This window comes from Nocardia sp. N2S4-5 (assembly GCF_044628355.1).
In the GTDB taxonomy this organism is placed as follows: domain Bacteria; phylum Actinomycetota; class Actinomycetes; order Mycobacteriales; family Mycobacteriaceae; genus Nocardia; species Nocardia wallacei_B.
The window spans coordinates 4,343,427-4,365,388 of record NZ_JBIUPM010000001.1 but is presented as its reverse complement, the minus strand read 5'-3'; the positions used below and the strand labels follow the sequence as shown (position 1 = coordinate 4,365,388).

19 protein-coding genes are annotated in these 21,962 nt (G+C 67.5%); 10 read left to right on the top strand and 9 right to left on the bottom strand.

What is annotated here, in order from left to right:
- Positions 1–163: 163 nt before the first annotated feature.
- A complete protein-coding gene (locus tag ACFMRZ_RS19890; protein ID WP_280275836.1) occupies positions 164–1,366 on the top strand; it encodes a Rieske 2Fe-2S domain-containing protein in 1,203 nt (400 codons plus the stop codon).
- Positions 1,366–1,686: a hypothetical protein gene (locus ACFMRZ_RS19885; protein WP_400180305.1), complete on the top strand. Its 321-nt coding sequence runs from the start codon at positions 1,366–1,368 to the stop codon at positions 1,684–1,686. Before ACFMRZ_RS19890 ends, ACFMRZ_RS19885 begins: the two co-directional genes overlap by 1 nt.
- A 250-nt stretch (positions 1,687–1,936) precedes the next feature.
- On the opposite strand, the gene ACFMRZ_RS19880 is transcribed toward ACFMRZ_RS19885, so the two are convergent.
- Positions 1,937–2,344, bottom strand: a complete 408-nt coding sequence (locus tag ACFMRZ_RS19880) for a cupin domain-containing protein (RefSeq protein WP_400180304.1) — start codon at positions 2,342–2,344, stop codon at positions 1,937–1,939.
- A 16-nt stretch (positions 2,345–2,360) separates the two neighbouring features.
- Positions 2,361–2,963: a TetR/AcrR family transcriptional regulator gene (locus tag ACFMRZ_RS19875; protein ID WP_280271871.1), complete on the bottom strand. Its 603-nt coding sequence runs from the start codon at positions 2,961–2,963 to the stop codon at positions 2,361–2,363.
- A gap of 125 nt (positions 2,964–3,088) precedes the next feature.
- Here ACFMRZ_RS19875 and ACFMRZ_RS19870 point away from each other — a divergent pair, with 125 nt between their 5' ends.
- Complete coding sequence (locus tag ACFMRZ_RS19870; protein WP_400180303.1) at positions 3,089–3,841, top strand: SIR2 family NAD-dependent protein deacylase; 753 nt, start codon at positions 3,089–3,091, stop codon at positions 3,839–3,841.
- Here the strand turns inward: ACFMRZ_RS19870 and ACFMRZ_RS19865 are convergent.
- Positions 3,834–4,586, bottom strand: coding sequence for a DUF427 domain-containing protein (locus tag ACFMRZ_RS19865; protein ID WP_400180302.1), 753 nt, complete (start codon positions 4,584–4,586; stop codon positions 3,834–3,836). The two genes, ACFMRZ_RS19870 and ACFMRZ_RS19865, sit on opposite strands and share 8 nt — an antisense overlap.
- Positions 4,587–4,746: 160 nt before the next feature.
- Between ACFMRZ_RS19865 and ACFMRZ_RS19860 the strand changes: the two genes are divergently transcribed.
- Positions 4,747–6,144 carry an amino acid permease gene (locus tag ACFMRZ_RS19860; protein ID WP_400180301.1) on the top strand — a complete coding sequence of 466 codons (1,398 nt, stop codon included), beginning with the start codon at positions 4,747–4,749 and terminating at the stop codon, positions 6,142–6,144.
- 18 nt (positions 6,145–6,162) lie between these two features.
- Here the strand turns inward: ACFMRZ_RS19860 and ACFMRZ_RS19855 are convergent, their stop codons facing one another.
- A complete protein-coding gene (locus ACFMRZ_RS19855; protein ID WP_400180300.1) occupies positions 6,163–7,416 on the bottom strand; it encodes an MFS transporter in 1,254 nt (417 codons plus the stop codon).
- A gap of 328 nt (positions 7,417–7,744) precedes the next feature.
- Here ACFMRZ_RS19855 and ACFMRZ_RS19850 point away from each other — a divergent pair, with 328 nt between their 5' ends.
- Positions 7,745–11,317: a metallophosphoesterase gene (locus ACFMRZ_RS19850; protein ID WP_400180299.1), complete on the top strand. Its 3,573-nt coding sequence runs from the start codon at positions 7,745–7,747 to the stop codon at positions 11,315–11,317.
- A gap of 18 nt (positions 11,318–11,335) precedes the next feature.
- On the opposite strand, the gene ACFMRZ_RS19845 is transcribed toward ACFMRZ_RS19850, so the two are convergent.
- The 5 genes from ACFMRZ_RS19845 to ACFMRZ_RS19825 form a co-directional block, all read right to left on the bottom strand.
- Entirely contained in the window at positions 11,336–12,418 is a 1,083-nt protein-coding gene (locus ACFMRZ_RS19845) for an acyl-CoA dehydrogenase family protein (protein ID WP_400180298.1), read from the bottom strand.
- Positions 12,415–13,419, bottom strand: a complete 1,005-nt coding sequence (locus ACFMRZ_RS19840) for an acyl-CoA dehydrogenase family protein (RefSeq protein WP_400180297.1) — start codon at positions 13,417–13,419, stop codon at positions 12,415–12,417. Before ACFMRZ_RS19840 ends, ACFMRZ_RS19845 begins: the two co-directional genes overlap by 4 nt.
- Before the next feature lie 63 nt (positions 13,420–13,482).
- Positions 13,483–14,613: an acyl-CoA dehydrogenase family protein gene (locus ACFMRZ_RS19835; protein ID WP_400180296.1), complete on the bottom strand. Its 1,131-nt coding sequence runs from the start codon at positions 14,611–14,613 to the stop codon at positions 13,483–13,485.
- Positions 14,614–15,522 carry an enoyl-CoA hydratase gene (locus tag ACFMRZ_RS19830; protein WP_400180295.1) on the bottom strand — a complete coding sequence of 303 codons (909 nt, stop codon included), beginning with the start codon at positions 15,520–15,522 and terminating at the stop codon, positions 14,614–14,616.
- Positions 15,519–17,102 carry a FadD3 family acyl-CoA ligase gene (locus tag ACFMRZ_RS19825; RefSeq protein ID WP_400180294.1) on the bottom strand — a complete coding sequence of 528 codons (1,584 nt, stop codon included), beginning with the start codon at positions 17,100–17,102 and terminating at the stop codon, positions 15,519–15,521. Before ACFMRZ_RS19825 ends, ACFMRZ_RS19830 begins: the two co-directional genes overlap by 4 nt.
- Before the next feature lie 88 nt (positions 17,103–17,190).
- Between ACFMRZ_RS19825 and ACFMRZ_RS19820 the strand changes: the two genes are divergently transcribed.
- The 5 genes from ACFMRZ_RS19820 to ACFMRZ_RS19800 all read left to right on the top strand — a co-directional run bounded on the left by ACFMRZ_RS19820 (position 17,191) and on the right by ACFMRZ_RS19800 (position 21,936).
- Positions 17,191–18,393: an acyl-CoA dehydrogenase family protein gene (locus ACFMRZ_RS19820; protein WP_400182916.1), complete on the top strand. Its 1,203-nt coding sequence runs from the start codon at positions 17,191–17,193 to the stop codon at positions 18,391–18,393.
- Positions 18,394–18,406: 13 nt separating this feature from the next.
- Positions 18,407–19,201 carry an SDR family oxidoreductase gene (locus ACFMRZ_RS19815; RefSeq protein ID WP_400180293.1) on the top strand — a complete coding sequence of 265 codons (795 nt, stop codon included), beginning with the start codon at positions 18,407–18,409 and terminating at the stop codon, positions 19,199–19,201.
- 102 nt (positions 19,202–19,303) lie between these two features.
- Positions 19,304–20,038 (top strand): hypothetical protein, encoded by a 735-nt coding sequence (locus ACFMRZ_RS19810; protein ID WP_280274961.1) that lies wholly within the window; start codon positions 19,304–19,306, stop codon positions 20,036–20,038.
- An 86-nt stretch (positions 20,039–20,124) separates the two neighbouring features.
- Positions 20,125–20,736: a TetR/AcrR family transcriptional regulator gene (locus ACFMRZ_RS19805; protein WP_280274960.1), complete on the top strand. Its 612-nt coding sequence runs from the start codon at positions 20,125–20,127 to the stop codon at positions 20,734–20,736.
- A gap of 48 nt (positions 20,737–20,784) precedes the next feature.
- A complete protein-coding gene (locus tag ACFMRZ_RS19800) occupies positions 20,785–21,936 on the top strand; it encodes an acetyl-CoA C-acetyltransferase (RefSeq protein ID WP_400182915.1) in 1,152 nt (383 codons plus the stop codon).
- Positions 21,937–21,962 lie beyond the last annotated feature (26 nt).

The window sequence follows — 21,962 nt, the reverse complement described above, 5'->3', positions numbered from 1 at the left end:
TGAGACCGATACTAGTCTTGAGACTAGAACACGTTCTTATTCCTGTCGAGAACGGGTGTCCGTCCATTGCTAAGGATGCCCTTTGCCTGGTCGTCAAGGGAATAGCTGGCGTCCATGCGGACGATTCTGTAACGTGTTCTAGTACTTCAGAGGAGGGATCACGATGGCAGGAACCCCACCACGGGGCGGGAAGGTCCGTGAGATCGACGTCGGGGCCGCCCCCACCCGTTATGCGCGGGGCTGGCATTGCCTGGGTCTGGCCGCACCGTTCCGCGACGGCAAGCCGCACGCTGTGCAGGCGTTCGGCACCAAGCTCGTCGTGTGGGCCGACAGCAACGGCGAGATCAAGGTGCTGGACTCCTATTGCCGGCACCTGGGCGGCGACCTGAGCATGGGCGAGATCAAGGGCGACTCCATCGCCTGTCCGTTCCACGACTGGCGCTGGGGCGGCAACGGCCGCTGCACCTCGATTCCGTACGCGCGCCGAGTGCCGCCGCTGGCTCGTACCCGGTCGTGGACGACCATGGAACGCAACGGTCAGCTGTTCGTCTGGCACGACCACGAGGGCAACCCGCCGCCGCCGGAAGTCGACATCCCCTTCATCAAGGGGCCCTACAGCGACGCCGAGGGCAACTTCACCGATCAGCTCGACAGCGGCTGGACGGAGTGGACCTGGGAGTCGATGCTGATCGAGGGCGCCAACTGCCGCGAGATCATCGACAACGTCGTCGACATGGCGCACTTCTTCTACATCCACTACGCGTTCCCGACCTTCTTCAAGAACGTCTTCGAAGGTCACATCGCGACGCAGTATCTGGAGACGAAGGGGCGCCCGGATATCGGCATGGCCTCCAAGTACGGCGGCGACACGCTGCTGAAGTCGGAGGCCTCCTATTTCGGCCCGTCGTACATGATCAACCCGCTGACCAACATCTACAGCGGGTTCGAGGTCAACAGCGTGCTGATCAACTGCCACTACCCGGTGTCGCAGGACTCGTTCGTGCTGCAGTGGGGCATCACCCTGGAGAAGCCGAAGGGCGTCGAGGGGGAGATGGCCGACAAGCTGGCCAAGAAGATGACCGAGGGCATCAGCGTCGGCTTCCTGCAGGACGTGGAGATCTGGAAGCACAAGTCCAAGATCGACAACCCGCTGCTGTGCGAGGAGGACGGCCCGGTCTATCAGCTGCGCCGCTGGTACGAGCAGTTCTACGTCGACGTCGCCGATATCGACCCGAAGATGGTGCAGCGCTTCGAATTCGAGGTCGACACCACCAAGGCCAACGAGGTCTGGGAGGCCGAGGTCGCCGAGAACCTGCGGCGCAAGCGGGAGGAAGAGTCGGCCGACAAGCAGGAAGCGACAGCCTGATGGCCACCTGGGCGAAGGCACCCGATTTCGCGGACCGTCCCGGACGGCGGGAACAGGTGCGCGCCCAGACGGTCGTCGACAAGCAGCGCTACCTCGAGGACGGGCTGACCCCGGTCGCGTGTCGCAGTTGCGGTACCGAGGTGCTGGTCCGTAAGGCCAGTTCGCATCAGAAGTCGGTGCAGTGGACGGTGAATCCGGCCGATCACTGCCCGGTTTTCAAGGCGCTGGTTGGGGGGCCTGGTCGGCCCGATTCCTGTCCTAGTCTGGAGCAGGCGATCGATGAGGCGGTTGACCAGGGTGTGCTGCGCGTGGAGGAGTGAATGGCTGTATTTTTGGCCTTCGCTTCGCTCCGGCGTGTTTTCGGCGCCCTTGGTCTCGGTTTTCGGGTGCCGCTGCTGGCTCCTTCGTCGCTTTGCAGCGGCACCCGAAAACCGAGACGCGCCGAAAACTTACGGGGTTGGCGGGCTACAGGGGAGGTTTTTGGCGGAGGGGGTTGGGTTGGGTCGGGTTGGGTGGAAGTTGGTGGAATCGAAGCTGGGCGGGGATGGGTAGGTGGTTGGGCGGTCTTTGTCAGTCGAGGTGGAAGTCTGCGAAGTCGAAGCCGGGGGACACGATGCAGCTGACGAGGACGTATTCGTCGGTTGCGGGGCGTGCTGACTGGCTTACGCCGCCGGGGATTACCGCTTGCGGGAGTTGGCCTTGTTCGACGTGGGGGCCGAGGACTATTTCCTCGCCTCCGATGTTGAGCAGGAGCGGGCCGCCGCGGTGCCATAGCCATAGCTCGTCCGAGCGGACGGTGTGGGGGGCGGACTTCTCGCCGGGGAGCAGCAGGAAGTGGATTGCCGTCGCTGCCGCGCGGGGGGCGTCGTAGCCGTCGGGCACGAATTGTACGGGGCTGCGCCAGGTTTCGCGGTACCAGCCGCCCTCCGGGTGCGGTTGCAGGTCCAGTGCGGCCGCCAACTCGGGGCGCTCGGTCATGAATGTTCCTCTCCGCCTATGCGTCTCGTGGTTCGCTGTAGGCCAGCACGACGTGGGTGAACAGGTTGATGCGTTGTCGGCGGGCTGTCTCGCTGTGCGGTTCCATCAGGCATTGGGTGGCGGTGCCGTCGTGCACCGCGACCAGGGCGCGGCCCAGCGCCGCGGGGTCGGTGACCGTGCGGCCCGCGCGCGCCAGCAGTTCGGTCACCACGGGGCGCAGCGCCGCGTCGATCGCCTCCTCGCGGGCGGCCATCACCCGGCGCAGCGACGGATTGCGCAGGGCGTGCGCGGTGAATTCGAAGGTGATCCGAAACCACTTCTCGTCCAAGGGAACCGCGCGCAATACCCGTTCGACATCCGCTCGGAGGTCGGTGGCGGGCGCGGGCGTCTCATCCTCGAGCACCGCGGTCATCTCGTGCAGCAGCTGTCCCGAACGCTGCTCCCACATCGCCAGAAACAGTTCCTCCAGCGAGGTGAAGTTGGAGTAGAAGGCGCCCCGGGTGAATCCGGCCCGCTCGCAGATCTGCTCCACGGTGCAGCGCCCGAACCCTTCGTCCGCGAACGCCTCGAAGGCCGCGTCCAGCAGCCGCCGCCGGGTCTTGGCCCGGCGCTTGGTCATCCGTCGTGCCGGGGACGGGTTGTCGGTCTCGAGGGATGTCGACACGCCAGGCTCCTCCCCACAGGGCTCGGATACACGAGCGTATCAAAAGCCGCGGCACCGGCCGGTGTACTTAATCTGGGAGTATGACCACAGGGTGGCGACAGCGGACCGGCCCCATCGGCGTGCTCACCGGCGCGGGCATCTCCACCGACTCCGGCATTCCGGACTTCCGCGGGCCGCGCGGCGTGTGGACCGAGGACCCGATCGCGGAACTGCTGTCCACATATCAGAACTACGTGGCCGATCCCGAACTGCGCCGGCGCGCGTGGCTGGCCCGCCGCGACAATCCGGCCTGGCAGGCCGAACCCAACGACGCGCACCGCGCCCTGGCCCGGCTCGGGCGGGAGCGGGACGTCCGGATCATCACGCAGAACATCGACCGCCTGCACCAGCGGGCCGGCACGCCGCCGGAGTCGGTGGTGGAGATCCACGGCAACATGTTCGAAGTCGTCTGTGTCGGTTGCGATTTCACCGCGACGATGGCCGATACGCTGCGACGGGTGGCGGCGGGCGAGGCCGATCCGCCGTGCCCGGTCTGCGGCGGCATTCTCAAGGCCGCCACCGTCATGTTCGGTCAGCAGATGGATCCGGGCGCCGTGCACGAGGCGCGGCAGATCGCGTTGGAGAGCGATATCTTCCTAGCCGTCGGCAGTTCTCTGCAGGTGGAGCCCGCCGCGTCGATGTGCGCCGTCGCCGTGGAGAACGGGGCGGCGCTGGTCATCGTCAATGCCGAGCCCACGCCCTACGATCCGTGGGCCACCGAGGTCGTCCGCGATCCGATCGGCGCCGCCGTGCCGGAGCTGGTCGAGCAGTTGCTCTGCGACCAGGTCAGCTGAACGGCGTCTTCGGGCGCTCCTGCAATTCGCCGTCGAGGAAGACATCCACCTTCTCGTCGTAGAAGCAGACCAGACCGGCAACCTTCTGGCTTTCCGGCAGCGGGGTGCGGTAGATCCATGCCAGATTGCGGTATTCGGCATCGCCGACCCGGACGTCGAAATACTCGGCCGTGCCCTTGTAGGGGCAGCGGGTCCGGGTCGTGGACGGCGTCAGCAGCTCGGTCCGGACATCGGTCAGCGGGAGGTAATACCGTGGCGGCAAACCCGTTTCGAAGAGAATGCGCGGTGCGTGCGAGTCCGCGAGGGTCTGCCCGGCGACCGCCACCCGGACGTGCCGGGAACTCGCCAGGATGTCGACGCGGGTGTAGGGATCGCGCGGGTGCACGTAGACGGGCTCGTCCTCCTCGAGCCACTCGTCCATCAGATCCCACTCCAGCCGCACCAGCTCGCGCAGCTCCGGGATCGGCGAGTCCGGATAGCGCACGGCCGCAGCGGATCTGGTGATGCCGTCGATCACCACGTCGTATTCCACGCCCTCGCCGCGGCTGGGCGAGTGCCGGGTGGACCCGGTGGGTTCCAGCTTGGCGCGCAGGTCCGCGACCGGCAGGTAGTAGGTCGGGTAGTGCGGGCCCTCCCACACCAATGTCGGTGCGACCGTGTCGATCACCAGTCGGCCGTCGGCGTAGGCCCGCACCCGTTTGCGACCGGGTTCGGTGCGAACACGGCCCCGGGTTGTTTCGGTCATACCCGCCGACGGTACTCCCGAACGGTGAACACACCCCGGCTCCGGAGCGGCGTCGCAAGGTCGGGCAATTTCCGGCTGACCGGCGCGACCTGCGTGTTCAACGCGTCGCTGGGGGCCGCTAGGGTGACACGGCAACATCTGGGCGAACAGAAGGTGAGCAATGGACGAGACGACCGGCGCGGCGCGCGAGGGTCTGCGCACCGGCCTGCGCCGTCGGCACATGACGATGCTCGCGATCGGCGGCGCGGTGGGCGCGGGGCTGTTCGTGGGCAGCGGTTCGGTCATCAAGACGGCGGGCCCGGCGGCGGTGGTGTCCTACGCGGTGGCCGGTGTGCTGGTGCTGTGCGTATTGCGGGCACTGGGCGAGATGGTGGTGGCTCGGCCGGTGGCGGGGTCGCTGGCCGAGTACGCGCGAATGGCGTTGGGGCCCTTCGCCGGATTCACCGTCGGCTGGCTCTACTGGTACATGTACGTGATCCTGGTCGGCGCCGAGGCGACGGCGGGCGCGGCGATCCTGGCGGAGTGGATCGACCTGCCGCAGTGGATTCTGGCGGCCGCGCTGCTGGTCGTGATGACGGCGGTGAACCTGATCTCGGTGCGCTCGTTCGGGGAGTTCGAGTTCTGGTTCGCCTCCATCAAGGTCGCCGCGATCGTGGTGTTTCTGCTCCTCGGCGTGCTGTACGTGCTGGGCTGGTGGCCGGACGGCCGTGCGGGAGTGGACAATCTGACCGCGCACGGCGGTTTCGTACCCAACGGGTGGGACGGGGTGCTGTCGGCGATCGTCGTGGTGATCTTCGCCTTCGGCGGCACCGAGATCGTGACGCTGGCCGCCGCCGAGAGCGCCGAACCCGGGAAGGCGGTGGCGCGGGCCACCAGCAATGTGCTGTGGCGGGTCGGGCTGTTCTACGTGGCGTCGATCCTGCTGGTCGTGACGATCCTGCCGTGGGACGACGCCAAGGTGCTGACCAGCCCGTTCGTCAGCGCGCTGGACACCATGGGCGTTCCGGCGGCGGGCACGGTGATGCAGGTGGTGATCCTGACCGCGGTGCTCTCGGTGCTGAACTCCGCGATCTACGTGTCCTCCCGCATGCTCTACGTGCTCACCCGCGACGGCGACGCCCCGGCCGGGCTGGTGCGGGTCAACCGCCGCGGTGTTCCGGCACGGGCGGTGCTGCTCGGCACGGTCGCCGCGTGGTGCGCGGTGGTGGCCTCCTACGTCTCCCCGGACCGGGTCTTCACCTTCCTGGTGAACTCCATCGGCGTCCTGCTGGCCTTCCTCTACCTCGCGGTGATGCTCTCCCAGCTACGCCTGCGAGCCCGCCTGCAACGCGAAGACCCCGCCGCCCTCACCTACCGCCTGTGGTTCCACCCCTACCTGAGCTGGGCGGTGATCGCCGTCCTCGCCGCGGTCCTGATCTCCGCCGCCCTCATGTCCACCATGCGCACCCAACTCATCTCCTCCACCGTCACCCTTCTCGTGGTGGCGGCCATCTACCCTCTCCGCGCCCGGCTCGGCAGGACCCCGCCCGTCCGAGAGGTGCAGGTGCTCCGGCACTGAACCGCGCGACGGGCCGATTCAGTCGTCGCCGACCGTGATCGCTTCGGCCTCGGTGACGCTGTGTTCGGCGGGGTCGTGGTCGTCGACGTGGGACAGGGTGTGGCGGAAGGTGAGGAGGATGAGGACGCCGAGGGCGGTGCAGGCCGCGCCTACCCAGAACGGCAGGGCCATGTGGTGTTCGCCTAGTTTGCCGGCGAGGTAGGGGGCGGCTGCGCCGCCGGCGAAGCGGACGAAGCTGTAGGCGGCGGACGCGGTGGAGCGCTCCACGGGTGCGGAGATCATCACGGCCTCGGTGATCAGGGTGTTGTTCACGCCGAGGAACAGGCCCGCCAGCACGGTGCCGACGATCAGGACCGGCTTGTGGTCGGCCCAGAGGGCCATCACGGCCAGGTCGGCCGCGAACAACGCCAGTGCCAGCGCGATCATGCGGACCGTGCCGAAGGCGCGTTGCAGCCGGGGCGCGAACACCACCGATGCCAGCGCCAGCGCCAAACCCCAGCCGAAGAAGATGAATCCGATCGCGTAGGTGCCCATGTCGAGCGGGAACGGGGTGTAGGCGAGCAGGGTGAAGAAGCCGTAGTTGTACAGCAGCGCGGTGACGCTCACCAGCAGCAGACCGGGGAAGCGCAGTGCCTTGAACGGCGCCACGATCGAGGTGCGGTGGGTGGGCTTCGGGCTCTGCGGCAGCAGCACCACGATCGCGACGAAGGCGATCGCCATCAGCACCGAGACACCGAAAAACGGTGCGCGCCAGCTGAATCCGCCGAGGAAGCCGCCGACCAGCGGTCCGGCGGCGATGCCGATGCCGAGCGCGGCCTCGTACAGGATGATGGCCCGCGCCACGCCGCCGGTGGCCGCGCCCACGATGGTGGCCAGCGCGGTCGCGATGAACAGCGCGTTGCCCAGCCCCCACCCGGCGCGGAAGCCGACGATCTGCCCGACCGTGCCGGAACCGCCCGCCAGCGCCGCGAACACCACGATGATGGCGAGCCCGGCGAGCAGGGTCTTCTTGGCGCCGAAGCGGCTGGAGATCACGCCGGTGATCAGCATGGCGACGCCGGTGACCAGCATGTAACTGGTGAACAGCAGCGTCACCTGCGACGGCGAGGCGTGCAGCTGTTCGCCGATCGGCTTCAGGATGGGGTCGACCAGGCCGATCCCCATGAAGGCGATGACCGAGGCGAAGGCCACGGCCCAGACGGATTTCGGCTGTTTGGTTCTCGCGGTGGCAGGCACGTCGGTGGCGGCGCGCGGCGAGAGTGTGGTGCTCATCAACGCTCCTGAATCGGAATGTGCTCGATCCTCGACGACCACGGCTCTGGAGTCGCCGGATCGGTGGTGCGAGTCGGCCGGCCCGGCTCGACTGCACAGAAAGTTAGTTTACATCTACTAACTATCTATGTACATAGGCTAACTATGTATCTCGGCTGTGAGTCGCGCCACTGCGGGGTGGGTGCTGGTGTGGCCGGGGCGAAAATCATTCCAGGAGATTGTTTGAAGCCGCAGTTGTGTCTTGTTCCGGTGCATGGCACAGTGATATTTCGAGATCGGACCGAATGTCCGATCGCCAGGGGGTATGGAGTGACGGGACAGTAGGGTAGTGGCCAATGCTGCGAGAATAAATATTCTGCACCTTACCGACATACACTTTGGGCAATCCCAAATGCCCGGTCACTGGCCGACGGTAGAGAGCCTGCTACTTCGGGATTTGATCGAGTATGTGATCCCCGCGGCGGGCCCGATCGATCTCATAGCCTTCACCGGCGACCTGGCGAACACCGCCGCGCCGGCCGAGTACGAAGCCGCCAATGAATTTTTGAGTGAATTGGTGCTGTCGCTGTACGAAGCCAGCGGTGTATTCGCGTCGATGGTGTGTGTGCCCGGCAATCACGATGTCCGGCGGCCGGCGAAAAGAAACACGCTGCCGCAGCTGTTCCTGGAGGGCATGTGGAGCGATGACATGGCGAAGGACCTGCTCGCCGAGGGCGCCGAAGTCCGTCAGTTCATCGAGGAAGTTTTCGAGGAGTATATTTCGTGGGCTCGCCGAACGCCGGTGACGATGCTGCCGCGCGATACCACCGGTAGCTTGCCGGGTGATTTCGCGTCGACCTACGAAAAGGATGGCTTGCGGATCGGATTTGTCGGTGTCAACACGGCTTTTCGTCATATCTCGGATTGGGCGCAGGAAGGTGTGCTGAGTGTACCGCCCGCGCTGGTGCAGTCCGCCTGCGGCGGCAACCTACCGAAATGGTCACAGCATAACGACGTGTCGATACTGCTCACGCACCACCCGTTGAGTTGGTTGTCGAATGCCGCCGAGGTGCGCGACGTGGTTTTCAACGGCGCCACCACCGTGCGGCTGCATCTGTGCGGGCATCTGCATCTCGAGAAATATCGATTGGAAGGAGTGCAGACCGAAGCTCAGCATTTCATCCATCAGGGCCAGTCGCTCTTCGGCGCCGAGTGGGATAACTCGAACAAAAAGTACAGTCGTGAACACGGCTACGCTGTGATCACCATCAGGAAAGACATTTCGGGAGTCACGGCGCGGATATGGCCGAGAAGTATCTCCATCACGCAGATCGGTGCGTCGCAATTCGATCGAAGTCCTACCTTCGGGCTGGAGCCGGGCGAGATATCCACACGCGCGCACAACCTCACAATTGCGAATCCGCGATCGGCCTCGACGCCACATCCGACGGGCGGGCCGACGCCGCTGAAGCCTGTGAAAGAGCTGGCGGCGAGCGACGGATACAGTAGAGAAGAAGTGCAGAAACGTTTCTTCGAAACGGTGCGTTCCGGCGGAATGACGGCGGTGCTCGGTGATATCGCCGCTATCGACGGAGAGGGCGCGGAGACGCCGTTCAAAGCCTTTCGGTCGGAGGCGTCGAGCAATCTGGGTCTCGGCAATGTGGACGATGACCATGCATCATCGCAGATGCTGTTCCACACCCTTAAGGGTAAGGACGCCGCCACCGCACGGGCCTTGTTGCGAAAACACTTCGGGCAGCCGTCGGACGCCATGGTGAGTTTGACTCACCGCGTACTGTCCGGACCGTGGGCCGCCGTCCTGAATCTGTCTCCGCTCGCTGCGGTGGACAAACTACGGTCGGTCCCGGGCTTGAAGCCGCTGGACTACAGCGTCGTCGACGCCACGACGGCGCCCTATCGATTGCCGGGTGTGACGGACAGATTCCTTTACCACATGAACGGAGTGGTCGCCGATGACGGGACGGGTGATATCAGGTTCGGCACGGAAGCTCCGGCATCCGAACATTACGGGGCCTGGACCAGATTCTCCGCACAGCTACTGGCACGATCCACCGTCGTATTCCTGACGGATTCGATCGCATACACCGACCTGTGGGCCTATATAACCCGGCGCAGCGCAACCAACGACAGAATCAGGCCCGCGGCGTTTCTGGTGTGTCCGAACCTACCCAAGGTCTACGAGGCGGCGCTGTCGACCTATGGTGTTCAATGGATCCGATCCTCCGTGGCAGAGTTCGCCAATTCCTGCCTGTCCACCTCGAATCAGAAAGTATCCGAGGGACTCGACAGAATCTCACGACGACGTAGCCGACAGAGTGCGGGGATCGATCTGTCGGTGCGGGCGAAAACGCTGCACGCGGGTCCGGGGCGGCGCGAATATCTACGGGGTCTGGAGCCCAAGTGGGGCGACGTGGTGGACAGGATACCGGCGGAGTTGTCGGTACTGGACAGGCTCGAGGAGAGAATCGATAAATGCAGTCCAGGTGACATACTGGTGGTGTCCGGAACGGCCGGTTCGGGCCGTACGACAACCCTGATGCAAATCGCGCTCCGACTGGTTGCGAAGGGCGTCGCGGTCGGGTGGGTGGGGTCACGGTCGGGGCAGCAGATAAGTCGAATTTCCAGCATAGTCGACAAGGTGGACGCCGATGTCTACGAGGTGATAATCGTCGACGACGCCGACGGCTTCGGTGATTGGGCGGAGCGGCTGCTGAGCGATCTGGCCAAATACCGGAAGAAGCGCAGAATCGTCATCGCCGGCGTTCGATCGGTCTGGTACAACATGATAGAAACGGTGCCCGGCCTCAAACGCTTCGACGACAGAAATCTCACGGTGGGTGATGCGGCCCGGCTCGTCGCGAAACTCCGTGACCATAATATGGTGCCCAACCGGCGCTGGTCCGATCGAGACCTGAGCGACATGCTGATGAAGGATTCCGAAGGTCAGTTGCTCGTCGGAATGATGCAGATAACCTACGGTCTCTCCTTCGCCAAGAGAATATCCAGTGAATGTGATTCGCTCGTCGATCTGGACCTGAGCATTTACGGCGCGGCCGCATTGGCTACCGCGGAGAGCGGTGTGATCACTCCGGATATCGCCATGGAATCGGCGGACGGTGATCCCAATCTGAAATGGGAGGCGCTGAATCGTCTGGAGGACAGCGGACTGATGCAGAGCGTCGACGGCGGAATATACTACGCCGTGCGCCACCGGGTCATTGCCGAGGAGGTGCGGAAGTACCTGCAGAAACGCGGGATCTTCTCGTCGGTGCTGGCCGGGACATTGCGTGCGTACGCCGCGGCGGCCAGCGACCGCCCCGACAATTCCCTGCCGGAGCGCCGAGTGCTCATCGCGCTCATGAACCATTCCTACATGATCCGTATGAGGTTGTCGGTACAGGATGTCAGGGATATCTATGAGAGTGTCGAATATCTGCTGGACAACGACTTTCACTACTGGCTGCAGCGGGGCTCTTACGAACTCGAGAAAGGCGCTCCGGCCCTCGCGCTGAACGCGTTGATGACGGCCCGCACGCTCGAGGGCGGAGAAGACGACAGCAAGGTCCTGACGACGTTCGCCCGTGTCCGTCTCCAGATGGCGAGAAAGAGCCGGTCGCTGGAGTCGGCCGCCTTGGCCGTGGATGCCGTCCAAGACCTGTTCAAGGTGATCGCGATCGACGGTGTACTGGCGCCGCACACCTTTGTGATCCTCGCCGATGAAGCGGTCCCATGGCTGGTGGAGGCGCATATCGGCCGGACGGAGCTGATGGCGTTGGCACGAAAGGCAATGGCGCTCCTCGACTTCGCGAAGCGTCTCGACGAATCCAACATGGATGTGATGCGCGCTCGTCGAAAGGCTCTCGCAGATCTGGGACGGTTGATCAACGAACTGGAGAAGTAGCCTGCGGCCCTCGGTGTCTCAGGCCGGGCGGGCCAAGGGGCGGGCCGGGGCGCCGAAGAGTTGGGCGTCGGCGTGGGCGCGCTTGAAGTAGAGGTGGGCCTCGTGTTCCCAGGTGATGGCGATGCCGCCGTGCATCTGGACCATCTCGCCGGTGACCGCGCTGTAGGCGTGGGAGCAGTGGATACGGGCAGCGGCGAGGTCGAGGGCCGCGTCGGGGTGCACGGGCGCCGGTGCCGTCGCGCCGGTGCGTTCGGGCAGCCCGGCGATCGCGGCGTAGGCGGCCGAGCGGGCCGATTCCACCAGCACGTACATGTCGGCCATGCGGTGCTTGAGGGCTTGGAAGCTGCCGATCGGGCGGCCGAACTGCACGCGGGACCGGGTGTAGTCGACGGTCAGCTGCAAGCATTGGTCCGCGGCGCCGACCTGCTCGGCGGCCACCGCCGCCCAGGCGATATCGCGCAGCAGGGTCGTCACCGTGGCCGGGTCGCCGCCGAGCGCGCGGCCGGGGGCGCCGTCGAAGGTGATCTCGGTGAGCTTGCGGGTCGGGTCCATCGTCGGTGCGGCCGCGCGGGTGATTTCGGTTGCGACGGCGTCGATTTCGTACAGTCCGGCGGAGGTGAGCACGATCAGCGTGTCGGCGGCGATCCCGTCGAGTACGTAATGTGCTGTGCCGGTGAGCTTTCCGTTCTCCACTCGGACGCCGAAGTCGTCCCAGCCGCGCGGACCGGCCCAGCACAGTGCCAGCGTGCGGGCGCCCTCGGCCACCTCGGGCAGCAGTCGTTCGCAGGCCTCGGCATTGCCGGACCACAGCAGGGCCTGCGTGCCGAGCACCGCCGAGCCGAGCATGGGCGGCGCGTGCAGGGTGCGGCCCAGTTCCTCCACCACGACCAGCGCGGCCCCGACCCCCGCGCCGATACCGCCGTATTCCTCCGGAATCGCCAGTGCCGCTACACCGACCTGCTCGCACAGCAGCTGCCACAGCCGCTCGTCGTAACCGCGCTCGCTGTCGATCGCGCGCCGCAGCACGTCCCGGTCCCCGTGCTTGGCCAGCACGGCCCGCACCGTCGCGGCGAGTTCCTGCAACTCGGCTGTGCTGCTCATACCCGGCTCCCCGTCTCTTCCCGCAGTGCCGCACCGACTCGGGCGCGATGGAATTCCGCTGTGCCCCAGGCGGACCGGAGCGCGGTGACCTTCGTCAGCCACAGCGACAGATCGAACTCGGCGGTGTAGCCGATGGCGCCGTGCACCTGCAATGCGATGCGGGCCGTGCGGTAGGCCGCGTCGGCGCAGGCCAGCTTGGCCGCCGACAGGTCGCGGGCGCGGTCCGGCGAATCCAGGCTCAGCGCGGCGCGATACAGCAGCGGCTCAGCCATCTCCAGGCCGATCAGCGCATTCGCCAGATGATGCTTGATCGCCTGGTACTGCCCGATCGGCTTACCGAACTGGTGCCGCTGCTTGACGTAGGCCACGCTCGTCTCCAGCAGCGTCCGGCCCGCGCCGAGGATCTGGGCCGCGGCGGCGAGCGCCCCGGCGTCGAACGCGGCGTCGATGGCCACGCGCACCGTATCGCCCTCGGCCACAACGTCATCCGCCACCACGGTGAACAGCCGCCGCGCCGCGTCGACCGAGCGGACGTGGTCTGCCCGGTGCCCCACCGACAGCCGGTCGCCGTCGGCGACCAGCACCACCTCGGCGGTGTCGGCGTCCACCGCGGGTGCGTCCGGGGACAGCGCGATCGTGCCGAGCGCCTGGCCCTCGGCGAAGGCGGGCAGCCACCGCCGGGCCAGTGCGGTATCCGGAAGCGCTTGCAGCAGTGTGGGAATCACCGCCGCCGTCTCCACCAGCGGACCGGGCACGGCCGCCCGGCCGAGTTCCTGCAGTGCTACCACCAGGTCGATCGCCTCGGCGCCCATGCCGCCGTGGTCCTCGTCGACGGCCAGTCCCAGTGCGCCCGCCCCGGCCAGCTGACGGATCAGCCCGCGGCCGCCGCGGTGGTCACCACCGCTCCAGGCGCGAATGATCCGGGGCGTCCCGGCCGCGTCGCACATCTTGCGCAGGCTGTCGGCGAAGTCCCGTTGTTCGGGGGAGAGGGCGAATCTCATCGAGCGGTCCAATCGAAGGGCGAGTGGTAGTGGGTGGTTCGAGTGCGCATGCGTCGTGCACCCCTACCGCGGCAGGCCGAGCAGCCGCTCGGCGATGATGTTGCGCTGAATCTCGTTGGTGCCCGCGTAGATCGGGCCCGCCAGCGAGAACAGGTAACCGTCGGTCCAGCCGCTGCTCTGCTCGGCGGCGGGGCCGAGCAGGTCCAGGGCGGTCTCGTGCATGGCGATGTCGAGTTCGGACCAGAACACCTTGTTCACCGAGGATTCCGCGCCGAGCTTGCCGCCCTCGGTCAGCCGGGTGACCGTCGCCAGGGTGTTCAGCCGGTAGGCCTCCGCGCCGACCCAGGCGTCCACCACGCGGTCGCGCGCCGCGGTGTCGGCCGCGTCGGAGGCGGTGCGCCACAGCTCGATCAGCCGCCGCGCGGTCGCGTTGAACCGGCCCGGACTGCGCAGCGAGAGTCCGCGCTCGTTGCTGGAGGTGCTCATCGCCACCCGCCAGCCCTCGTTCGGCGTGCCGATCACATCGCGATCCGGGACGAACACGTTGTCCAGGAAGATCTCCGCGAATCCGGGTTCCCCGTCGAGTTGCGGGATGGGCCGCACCGTGACGCCGTCCGCGGACAGCGGGAACATCACATAGGTGAGGCCGCGATGCCGCTCGGCCTCGGGATCGCTGCGGAACAATCCGAACGCCCAATCCGCGTACGCCGCACGCGAACTCCACGTCTTCTGCCCGTTGAGCACCCAGCCGCCGTTGGCGCGCCGGGCGGTCGACCGGATGCCCGCGAGGTCGCTGCCGGCCTCCGGTTCCGACCACGCCTGCGCCCAGATGTCGTCGCCGCGGGCCATGCGCGGCAGGATGCGCGCCAGCTGCTCGGGTGTGCCGTGCTCGAACAGCGTCGGCGCCAGCAGGAAGATGCCGTTCTGGCTGACCCGTCCGGGCGCGCCGGCGGCGTAGTACTCCTCCTCGAAGAGCACCCACTCCAGCAGCGACGCGTCGCGGCCGCCGTGCTCGCGCGGCCACGACACCACCGACAGCCGAGCGTCGGCCAGGGTGCGCTCCCAGGCGCGGTGCTCCTCGAACCCGGCGCGGGTGTCCATCGACGGCAGCGGTGCGGCGGGGACGTTGGCGCGCAGGAACTCCCGGACCTCGAGCCGGAACTCCTCGACAGCGACGTCGTAGTCCAGATCCATCTACTTCATCCCGTTCTGCTCGGTGTAGTCGGCGGTCGCACTCGCCTTCATCGACTCGGCGGTCATGCCGCCCAGCGAGTCCGTGCCGACCTCGGCGTTGTGCGCGTGCGCGAAGTGGTGCAGGCCGAACACCGCGTCCATGCCCGCGCGCATCCCCATCAGGTCCTCGCACTGGTTGACAGCCTTCTTGGTCAGTGCCAGCCCGAATTGCGGCATGGCCGAGATCTTCTCGGCCAGCTCCAGGGCGTGCGTCAGCAGCTCCTCGCGCGGCACAACGCGATTCACCATGCCCCACTCGTAAGCCTGTGCGGCGGTGAACCGGTCGCCGGTGTACAGCATCTCCTTGGCGCGGCGCGGGCCGAGCATCCAGGGATGGGCGAAGTACTCCACACCCGGAATCCCCATGCGCACCACGGGATCGGCGAAGAAGGCGTCCTCGGCGGCCACGATCAGATCGCAGGACCAGGCCAGCATCAGCCCGCCGGCGATGCAGGCGCCCTGCACGACCGCGAGGGTGGGCTTGGGGATCTCGCGCCAGCGACGGCACATCCCGAGGTACACCTCGGACTCCCGGGCGAAGCGCTGGTCGCCGCCGGCCCGGTCGACGTGGTCCCACCACAGCACGGCCTTGTTGTCGTAGTGCGCCCGGTGGTCGCGGCCCGGGGTACCGATGTCGTGCCCGGCGGAGAAGTGTTCGCCGTTGCCCGCCAGGATGATCGCCTTCACCTCGGCGTCCGCCACGGCACGCGCGAAGGCCGCGTCGAGGGCGTAGGTCATCACCGAGTTCTGCGCGTTGCGGTACCGCGGCCGGTTCATCGTGACGACGGCGACCGGCCCGCGGCGCTCGTAGGTGACGACCTCGCCCTCGTCGGGGCCGTCCCCGCCGGGCTGCACACCATCGGTTGTCACGAAATCTCCTCACGTAGTTGCCGTTTGAGCACTTTCCCGGCGGCGCTGTAGGGCAGCTGATCGCGGAACTCGACGTAACGCGGCACCTTGAAATTCGCCAGCGTGCGTTTGGCGTGGTCGAGCACGTCGTCCGCGGTGAGTGTGGCGCCGGACCGGCGCACGATGTAGGCCTTGCCGACCTCGCCCATCCGCTCGTCCGGCACGCCGATGACCGCGGATTCGGCGATGCCGTCCAGCCGGGCCAGCGCCTGCTCCACCTCGGCCGGATAGACGTTGAAGCCACCGGCGATGTACATGTCCTTGAGCCGGTCGGTGATCTTCAGGTAGCCGCGGTCGTCGAGCACGCCGACGTCGCCGGTGTGCAGCCAGCCGTCGGCGTCGATGGTCTCGGCGGTGTGCTCGGGATCGTCGAGATAGCCGAGCATGACGTTGGGGCCGCGCAGCAGCACCTCGCCGTTGTCGGCGATGCGCAGCTCGAATCCGGCGATCGGCCCGCCGGAGGTGTTGGCGATGGTCTCGGCGTCGTCGTCGGGGCGGCACATGGTGCCGAATCCGGCCGACTCGGACAGGCCGTACGCCGTCACGACGACATCGAATTTCAGGTCGGTGCGCATTCTTTCGACCAGCACCACAGGCACGGTCGCGGCGCCGGTGACCGCGACCCGCAGGCTGCTCAGGTCGGACGTGGCGCGGGCCGGGTGGTCCAGGATGGTCTGGTAGATCGTCGGCGGTCCGGTCAGCACGGTGATGCGCTGCTCGTGCACCAGGCGCATCGTCTCCGGCACGTCGAAGGTGGCCTGCGGCACGATCGTCGCACCGGTGACCACGCAGGCCAGCATGGCCGCCTTGTAGCCGAAGTTGTGGAAGAACGGCGGGATCACCAGATAGCGGTCGGAACTGTTCAGCGTGGCGCACTCCACCCATGCCCGCACCACGTCCAGGGCCTGGCGATGCGCGACCAGCGTGCCCTTGCTGCGCCCGGTCGTGCCGGAGGTGAACAGGATGTCCGAAATATCCTCGGGGTCAACGGATTGCGCGCGTGCGATCACCTCGTCGGACGAGACCTGTGCCGCGAGCCCGGCCAATTCCGCCCACCGGACGACAGCAGGCGTGTGACTCGGAATGGCGCGGGCGGTGTCGACGGACCTGTCCGAGTCGGCGTCCCCCGGCATCACGATCACCGTATCGATCACCAGATCCGGTGCGGCCGAGCGCAACTCGGCCGCGCGATCGCGCCCGAGGAACGGGCCCGTGACGAACAGCGCCTTCGCGTGCACCCGGCCCAGCACATCGGCCGCCTCCTCGGCGACGTAGCGGGTGTTCAACGGCACCAGGGCGGCGCCGGCGTAGTGCGCGGCCAGCGCGGCCACCACCCAGTGGAACGTATTGGGCGCCCAGATGGCGACCCGGTCGCCGGGCTCGACGCCGCGGGCCAGCAGCGCCCCGGCCGTCCGCCGGACCGCGTCGAGCAGCTGCGTCCAGCTCAGGCGCACGTCGCCATCGATGACCGCGGTCGCGGCGCCGTACCGGCGGGCCGCCTCGTGCAGGGCGAGGGGAGTGGTCTGCGCAGGGGTTGTCACGGTCGTCCTCCCGCGGCGAGCCGCGAAGTCGGAAATCTGTCGGTTAACAAGCAAGTGCTTGGTAGGTTACTCTACCGGAGTGAGTGTGATCCAGACCCACGATTCGGGTACCGCGGCGGAATCCTCCCAGGATGCCGAATTCCGCGCCGACGTGCGCGAATGGCTGGCCGAGAAACTGCACGGGGAGTTTCGCGAACTGCGCGGCCTGGGCGGGCCCGGCCGCGAGCACGAGGCCTTCGACGAGCGGCTGGAGTGGGATCGCCACCTCGCCGCGGCCGGCTGGACCTGCCTCGGCTGGCCCCGGCAGTACGGCGGCCGCGAGGCCACGCTGCGCCAGCAGGTGATCTTCCACGAGGAGTACGCCAAGGCCGACGCGCCGAGCCGGGTCTCGCACCTGGGCGAGGAACTGCTGGGCCCGACGCTGCTGGCCTTCGGCACCGAGGAGCAGAAGCAACGCTTCCTGCCCGGCATCAAGACCGTCACCGAGCTGTGGTGCCAGGGCTACTCCGAGCCCGGCGCCGGGTCCGACCTGGCGGCCGTCACCACCTCGGCGCGGCGCGACGGCGACGAGTGGGCGATCAACGGCCAGAAGATCTGGACCTCGTTGGCGCACGTCGCCGACTGGTGCTTCGCGATCTGCCGCACCGAGCCCGGCTCGTCCCGGCACCAGGGGCTGTCCTACCTGCTCGTGCCGATGAAACAGCCCGGTGTCGAGGTGCGGCCGATCATCCAGCTCACCGGCACCGCGGAATTCAACGAGGTGTTCTTCGACAACGCCCGTACCGCGGCCGATCTGGTGGTCGGCGAGCCCGGCGAGGGCTGGCGGGTCGCGATGGGCACGCTGACCTTCGAACGCGGCATCTCCACCGTCGGCCAGCAGATCCGGTTCGCGCGCGAGCTGGCCGATCTGGAAGCGGTGGCGAAAGACAATGGCGCGCTGGATGATCCGGTGCTCGCCGAGCGAATCGATCAGGCGTGGGTGGGTCTGCGAGTGCTGCGCGCGCACGCGCTGCGCACCCTCGAATCGGCGCACGACACCGTCGACGCGCGGACCGCGGCGGGCCAGGCTTCGGTGTCGAAGCTGTTGTGGGCCAACTGGCATCGCGGTCTGGGCGAACTCGCCATGGACGTATTGGGCGCGCCCGGCCTCATCGCCCTGCCCGACGATCTGAACGAATGGCAGCGGCTGTTCCTGTTCAGCCGCGCCGACACCATCTACGGCGGTTCGAACGAAGTGCAGCGCAACATCATCTCCGAACGCGTGCTCGGCCTGCCGCGTGAGGCTCGCTAGGAAGGACCATCCTGTGACAGACCTTTCCGTTGCGCCCCAGCCGGTTTCCGGCCACGGCCTGCTCGCCGGGCGGACCGCGGTGGTGACCGCCGCCGCGGGCACCGGCATCGGTTCGGCGACCGCGCGGCGCCTGCTCGACGAGGGCGCCGACGTCGTCGTCTCCGACTGGCACGAGCGGCGATTGAAGCAGACCGAGGAAGAACTGGCCGCCGCCCACCCGGACCGCCGGGTCGCCGCGGTGGTCTGCGACGTCACCAGCACCGAGCAGGTCGACGAGCTGATCCGCGCGGCCGCGGAACGCTTGGGCCGCATCGACATTCTGGTCAACAACGCCGGATTGGGCGGCGAGACACCGGTGGTCGACATGACCGACGAGCAGTGGGACCGCGTCCTCGACATCACCCTCAACGGCACCTTCCGCTGTACTCGCGCGGCGCTGAAGTACTTCCGCTCCGCGGGCCACGGCGGCGTCATCGTGAACAACGCCAGCGTGCTCGGCTGGCGCGCCCAGCACGGCCAGGCGCACTACGCCGCCGCCAAGGCGGGCGTGATGGCGCTGACCCGCTGCAGCGCGGTGGAGGCCGCCGAACTCGGGGTGCGCATCAACGCGGTCGCACCGAGCATCGCCCGGCACCCGTTCCTGGACAAGGTCACCTCCGCCGACCTGCTGGACCGGCTGGCGGCCGGTGAGGCGTTCGGGCGCGCGGCCGAGCCGTGGGAGGTGGCGGCCACCATCGCCATGCTCGCCAGCGACTACACCTCGTACCTCACCGGCGAGGTGGTCTCGGTGAGCAGCCAGCGCGCCTGACGAGCGTCCGCGGCGACCACGGAAAATGGGTGGCGCCGACCAGGCCCGGGTGTGCAATCCTGAGGGAGGCCGGTTCCTAATTTCTCGAAGGGACCACCATCCATGGGACTGGACCGTCGTCAGGAAGACAACGAAGAAACCGAAGTCGAGCTGGTGCGTGAGGCAGTGCTGGCCCGGCGGCGGCTGGACAGTGTCGTGCTGGCCGCACTCACTCTCGGCGCCGAACTTCTCGACCACACCTCCGAATACGCGACCGCGATGCGGGCCGCGCAGATTCTCGCGGCGTACTCGGTGGACGAGGCCGACGTCGCCCGGGATCCGCAGGCTGCGCTGCGCTCGGACATGACGCGCGACCGGTTGCGCGCCCAGCGCATCGGCCTGTTGCCGCCCGGCGTGGACGACACCGACTCGGCCCGGCGCCGGCGCAAACAGACCGCGCTGCTCTGCGAGGTGCGCTCGGATCTGCTCGCGGTGGTGCGGCGCTGCCGGGGGCTCAGCTTCGACCGCGACGCGTTCGCCGACGGCATCGCCGAGGGGCTGTGTGCCGCGACCGACAAGCTGGTGGTCGGCGCCGATATGGAGACCTACCGCGCGTGGCAGCGCGGCATGGTGCTGAAGATCAGCGAGGTGCCCACGCCGGGTGGTCCGCCGCGGGCGATGGCGACCGTCGACGCGGGGCCGGGCCGGGGTCCGCTCACGGTCGAATGGGACAGCTGCGAGCGGCGGCTGGCATTGGTCGCGCGGATGGCGCGGGCCGGTGTGTCGCCGGTGGCAATCTGCGATCGGCTGCTCGCCGACCTGTCGGTGTCCTCGCCGCTGCGCTTCTCGATCCGCTGAGCGCGCGGTGGTCCGAGCCCGGAGCGCGGTGGATCATGTCGCTGAGCGCGATGGACCAAGCAAACGCTTGGTTGTACGATGGGCGGGTGCCCGTAGCTGACGCATCCAAATCCGCACGTCGCAACGAACTGCTCGCCCTGGCGGCCGGTCTGTTCGCCGAACGCGGGCTGCGTGCGACCACGGTCCGGGACATCGCCGACGCGGCCGGGATTCTATCCGGCAGTCTCTACCACCACTTCGACTCCAAGGAATCGATGGTGGACGAGATCCTGCGCGGCTTCCTGGACGACCTGTTCGGCCGCTATCGCGAGATCGCCGCCTCGGGCCTGCCGGCGCGAGACACGCTGGAGGCGTTGGTGATCGCGTCCTACGAGTCCTTCGACCGCTGGCACGCCGCGGTGGCCATCTACCAGGCAGAGGCCAAAAGGCTCAGCGGCACACCACGTTTCGAGTACATCGAACAGTACAACAAGGAATTCCGCGAGCTGTGGCACCAGGTGCTCAGCCGCGGTGTCGGCGACGGCAGCTTCCGCCCCGAACTGGATATCGAACTGGCATACCGCTTTCTGCGCGACACCGTGTGGGTGGCCGTGCGCTGGTACCAGCCCGGTGGCCGGATCACCGTGGACAACCTCGCCAAGCAATACCTCACCATCGTGCTGGACGGGCTCACCAATCCCGAAGCGCAACTCGAGTAGGAGTCGTCAGATATGTCTGCACCGTCTGCCCGCCGTCGGTACGCACCTCTGCGGGAGGCGTACGTCATCGATGCCGTGCGCACTCCGATCGGCAAGCGCGGCGGCGCGCTCGCCGGCGTGCACCCGGCCGACCTGGGCGCGGCCGCCCTGCAGGGGCTGCTGGGCCGCAACGCGATCGACCCGATCCAGGTCGACGACGTGATCCTGGGCTGTGTCGACGCGATCGGTCCGCAGGCCGGCAATATCGCGCGCACCGCCTGGCTGGCCGCCGGTTACCCCGAGGCCGTTCCGGGTGTCACCGTGGACCGGCAGTGCGGATCGAGTCAGCAGGCCGTGAATTTCGCCGCGCAGGCCATCATGAGCGGCACCGCGGAGGTGATCGTCGCGGGCGGCGTGCAGAACATGAGCGCCATCCCGATCTCGGCGGCGATGCTGGCCGGCAAGGAGTACGGCTTCGAATCGCCGTTCGTCGGCGCGCAGGGCTGGGACCACCGCTACGGCACCGGTGAGGTGTCGCAGTTCCACGGCGCGCAGCTGATCGCCGAGAAGTGGGACATCAGCCGCGAGGACATGGAGCGCTGGGCGTTGCGCAGCCACGAACGCGCCCGCAAGGCCATCGCCGAGGGCAAGTTCGACCGCGAGATCGTGCCGGTCGGCGACTTCTGGATCGATGAGGGCCCGCGCGAGACCAGCCTGGAGAAGATGGCCGGACTGAAGCCGCTGAGCGAGGGCAGCCGCCTCACCGCGGCCGTCGCGAGCCAGATCTCCGACGGCGCCAGCGCGACGCTGCTGGCCTCGGACTGGGCGGTCGAGGAATTCGGGTTGCGGCCGCGGGCGCGCATCCATCACGTGAGCGCGCGCGGCGCCGACCCGATCTACATGCTCACGGCCCCGATCCCCGCGACCAAGTGGGCGCTGGAGAAGACGGGCCTGACGATCGACGACATCGACGTCGTGGAGATCAACGAGGCCTTCGCCCCCGTGGTGCTGGCCTGGCTGAAGGAGACCGGCGCCGACCCGGACAAGGTCAACGTCAACGGCGGCGCCATCGCCCTCGGCCACCCCCTGGGCGCGACGGGCGCGAAGCTGTTCGCCACCCTGCTCAACGAGTTGGAGCGGGTCAACGGCCGCTACGGCCTGCTCACCATCTGCGAGGGTGGCGGCACCGCCAACGCCACCATCATCGAGCGCCTGAGCTGACTCGCGGACAGACCCCTACCATCGGT

Bases quoted from the DNA above. Each gene is read 5' to 3' on its own strand.
- ACFMRZ_RS19890 (WP_280275836.1), top strand. From the start codon at position 164: ATGGCAGGAACCCCACCACGGGGCGGGAAGGTCCGTGAGATCGACGTC.
- ACFMRZ_RS19885 (WP_400180305.1), top strand. From the start codon at position 1,366: ATGGCCACCTGGGCGAAGGCACCCGATTTCGCGGACCGTCCCGGACGG.
- ACFMRZ_RS19880 (WP_400180304.1), bottom strand. From the start codon at position 2,344: ATGACCGAGCGCCCCGAGTTGGCGGCCGCACTGGACCTGCAACCGCAC.
- ACFMRZ_RS19875 (WP_280271871.1), bottom strand. From the start codon at position 2,963: ATGACCAAGCGCCGGGCCAAGACCCGGCGGCGGCTGCTGGACGCGGCC.
- ACFMRZ_RS19870 (WP_400180303.1), top strand. From the start codon at position 3,089: ATGACCACAGGGTGGCGACAGCGGACCGGCCCCATCGGCGTGCTCACC.
- ACFMRZ_RS19865 (WP_400180302.1), bottom strand. From the start codon at position 4,586: ATGACCGAAACAACCCGGGGCCGTGTTCGCACCGAACCCGGTCGCAAA.
- ACFMRZ_RS19860 (WP_400180301.1), top strand. From the start codon at position 4,747: ATGGACGAGACGACCGGCGCGGCGCGCGAGGGTCTGCGCACCGGCCTG.
- ACFMRZ_RS19855 (WP_400180300.1), bottom strand. From the start codon at position 7,416: ATGAGCACCACACTCTCGCCGCGCGCCGCCACCGACGTGCCTGCCACC.
- ACFMRZ_RS19845 (WP_400180298.1), bottom strand. From the start codon at position 12,418: ATGAGCAGCACAGCCGAGTTGCAGGAACTCGCCGCGACGGTGCGGGCC.
- ACFMRZ_RS19840 (WP_400180297.1), bottom strand. From the start codon at position 13,419: ATGAGATTCGCCCTCTCCCCCGAACAACGGGACTTCGCCGACAGCCTG.
- ACFMRZ_RS19835 (WP_400180296.1), bottom strand. From the start codon at position 14,613: ATGGATCTGGACTACGACGTCGCTGTCGAGGAGTTCCGGCTCGAGGTC.
- ACFMRZ_RS19810 (WP_280274961.1), top strand. From the start codon at position 19,304: ATGGGACTGGACCGTCGTCAGGAAGACAACGAAGAAACCGAAGTCGAG.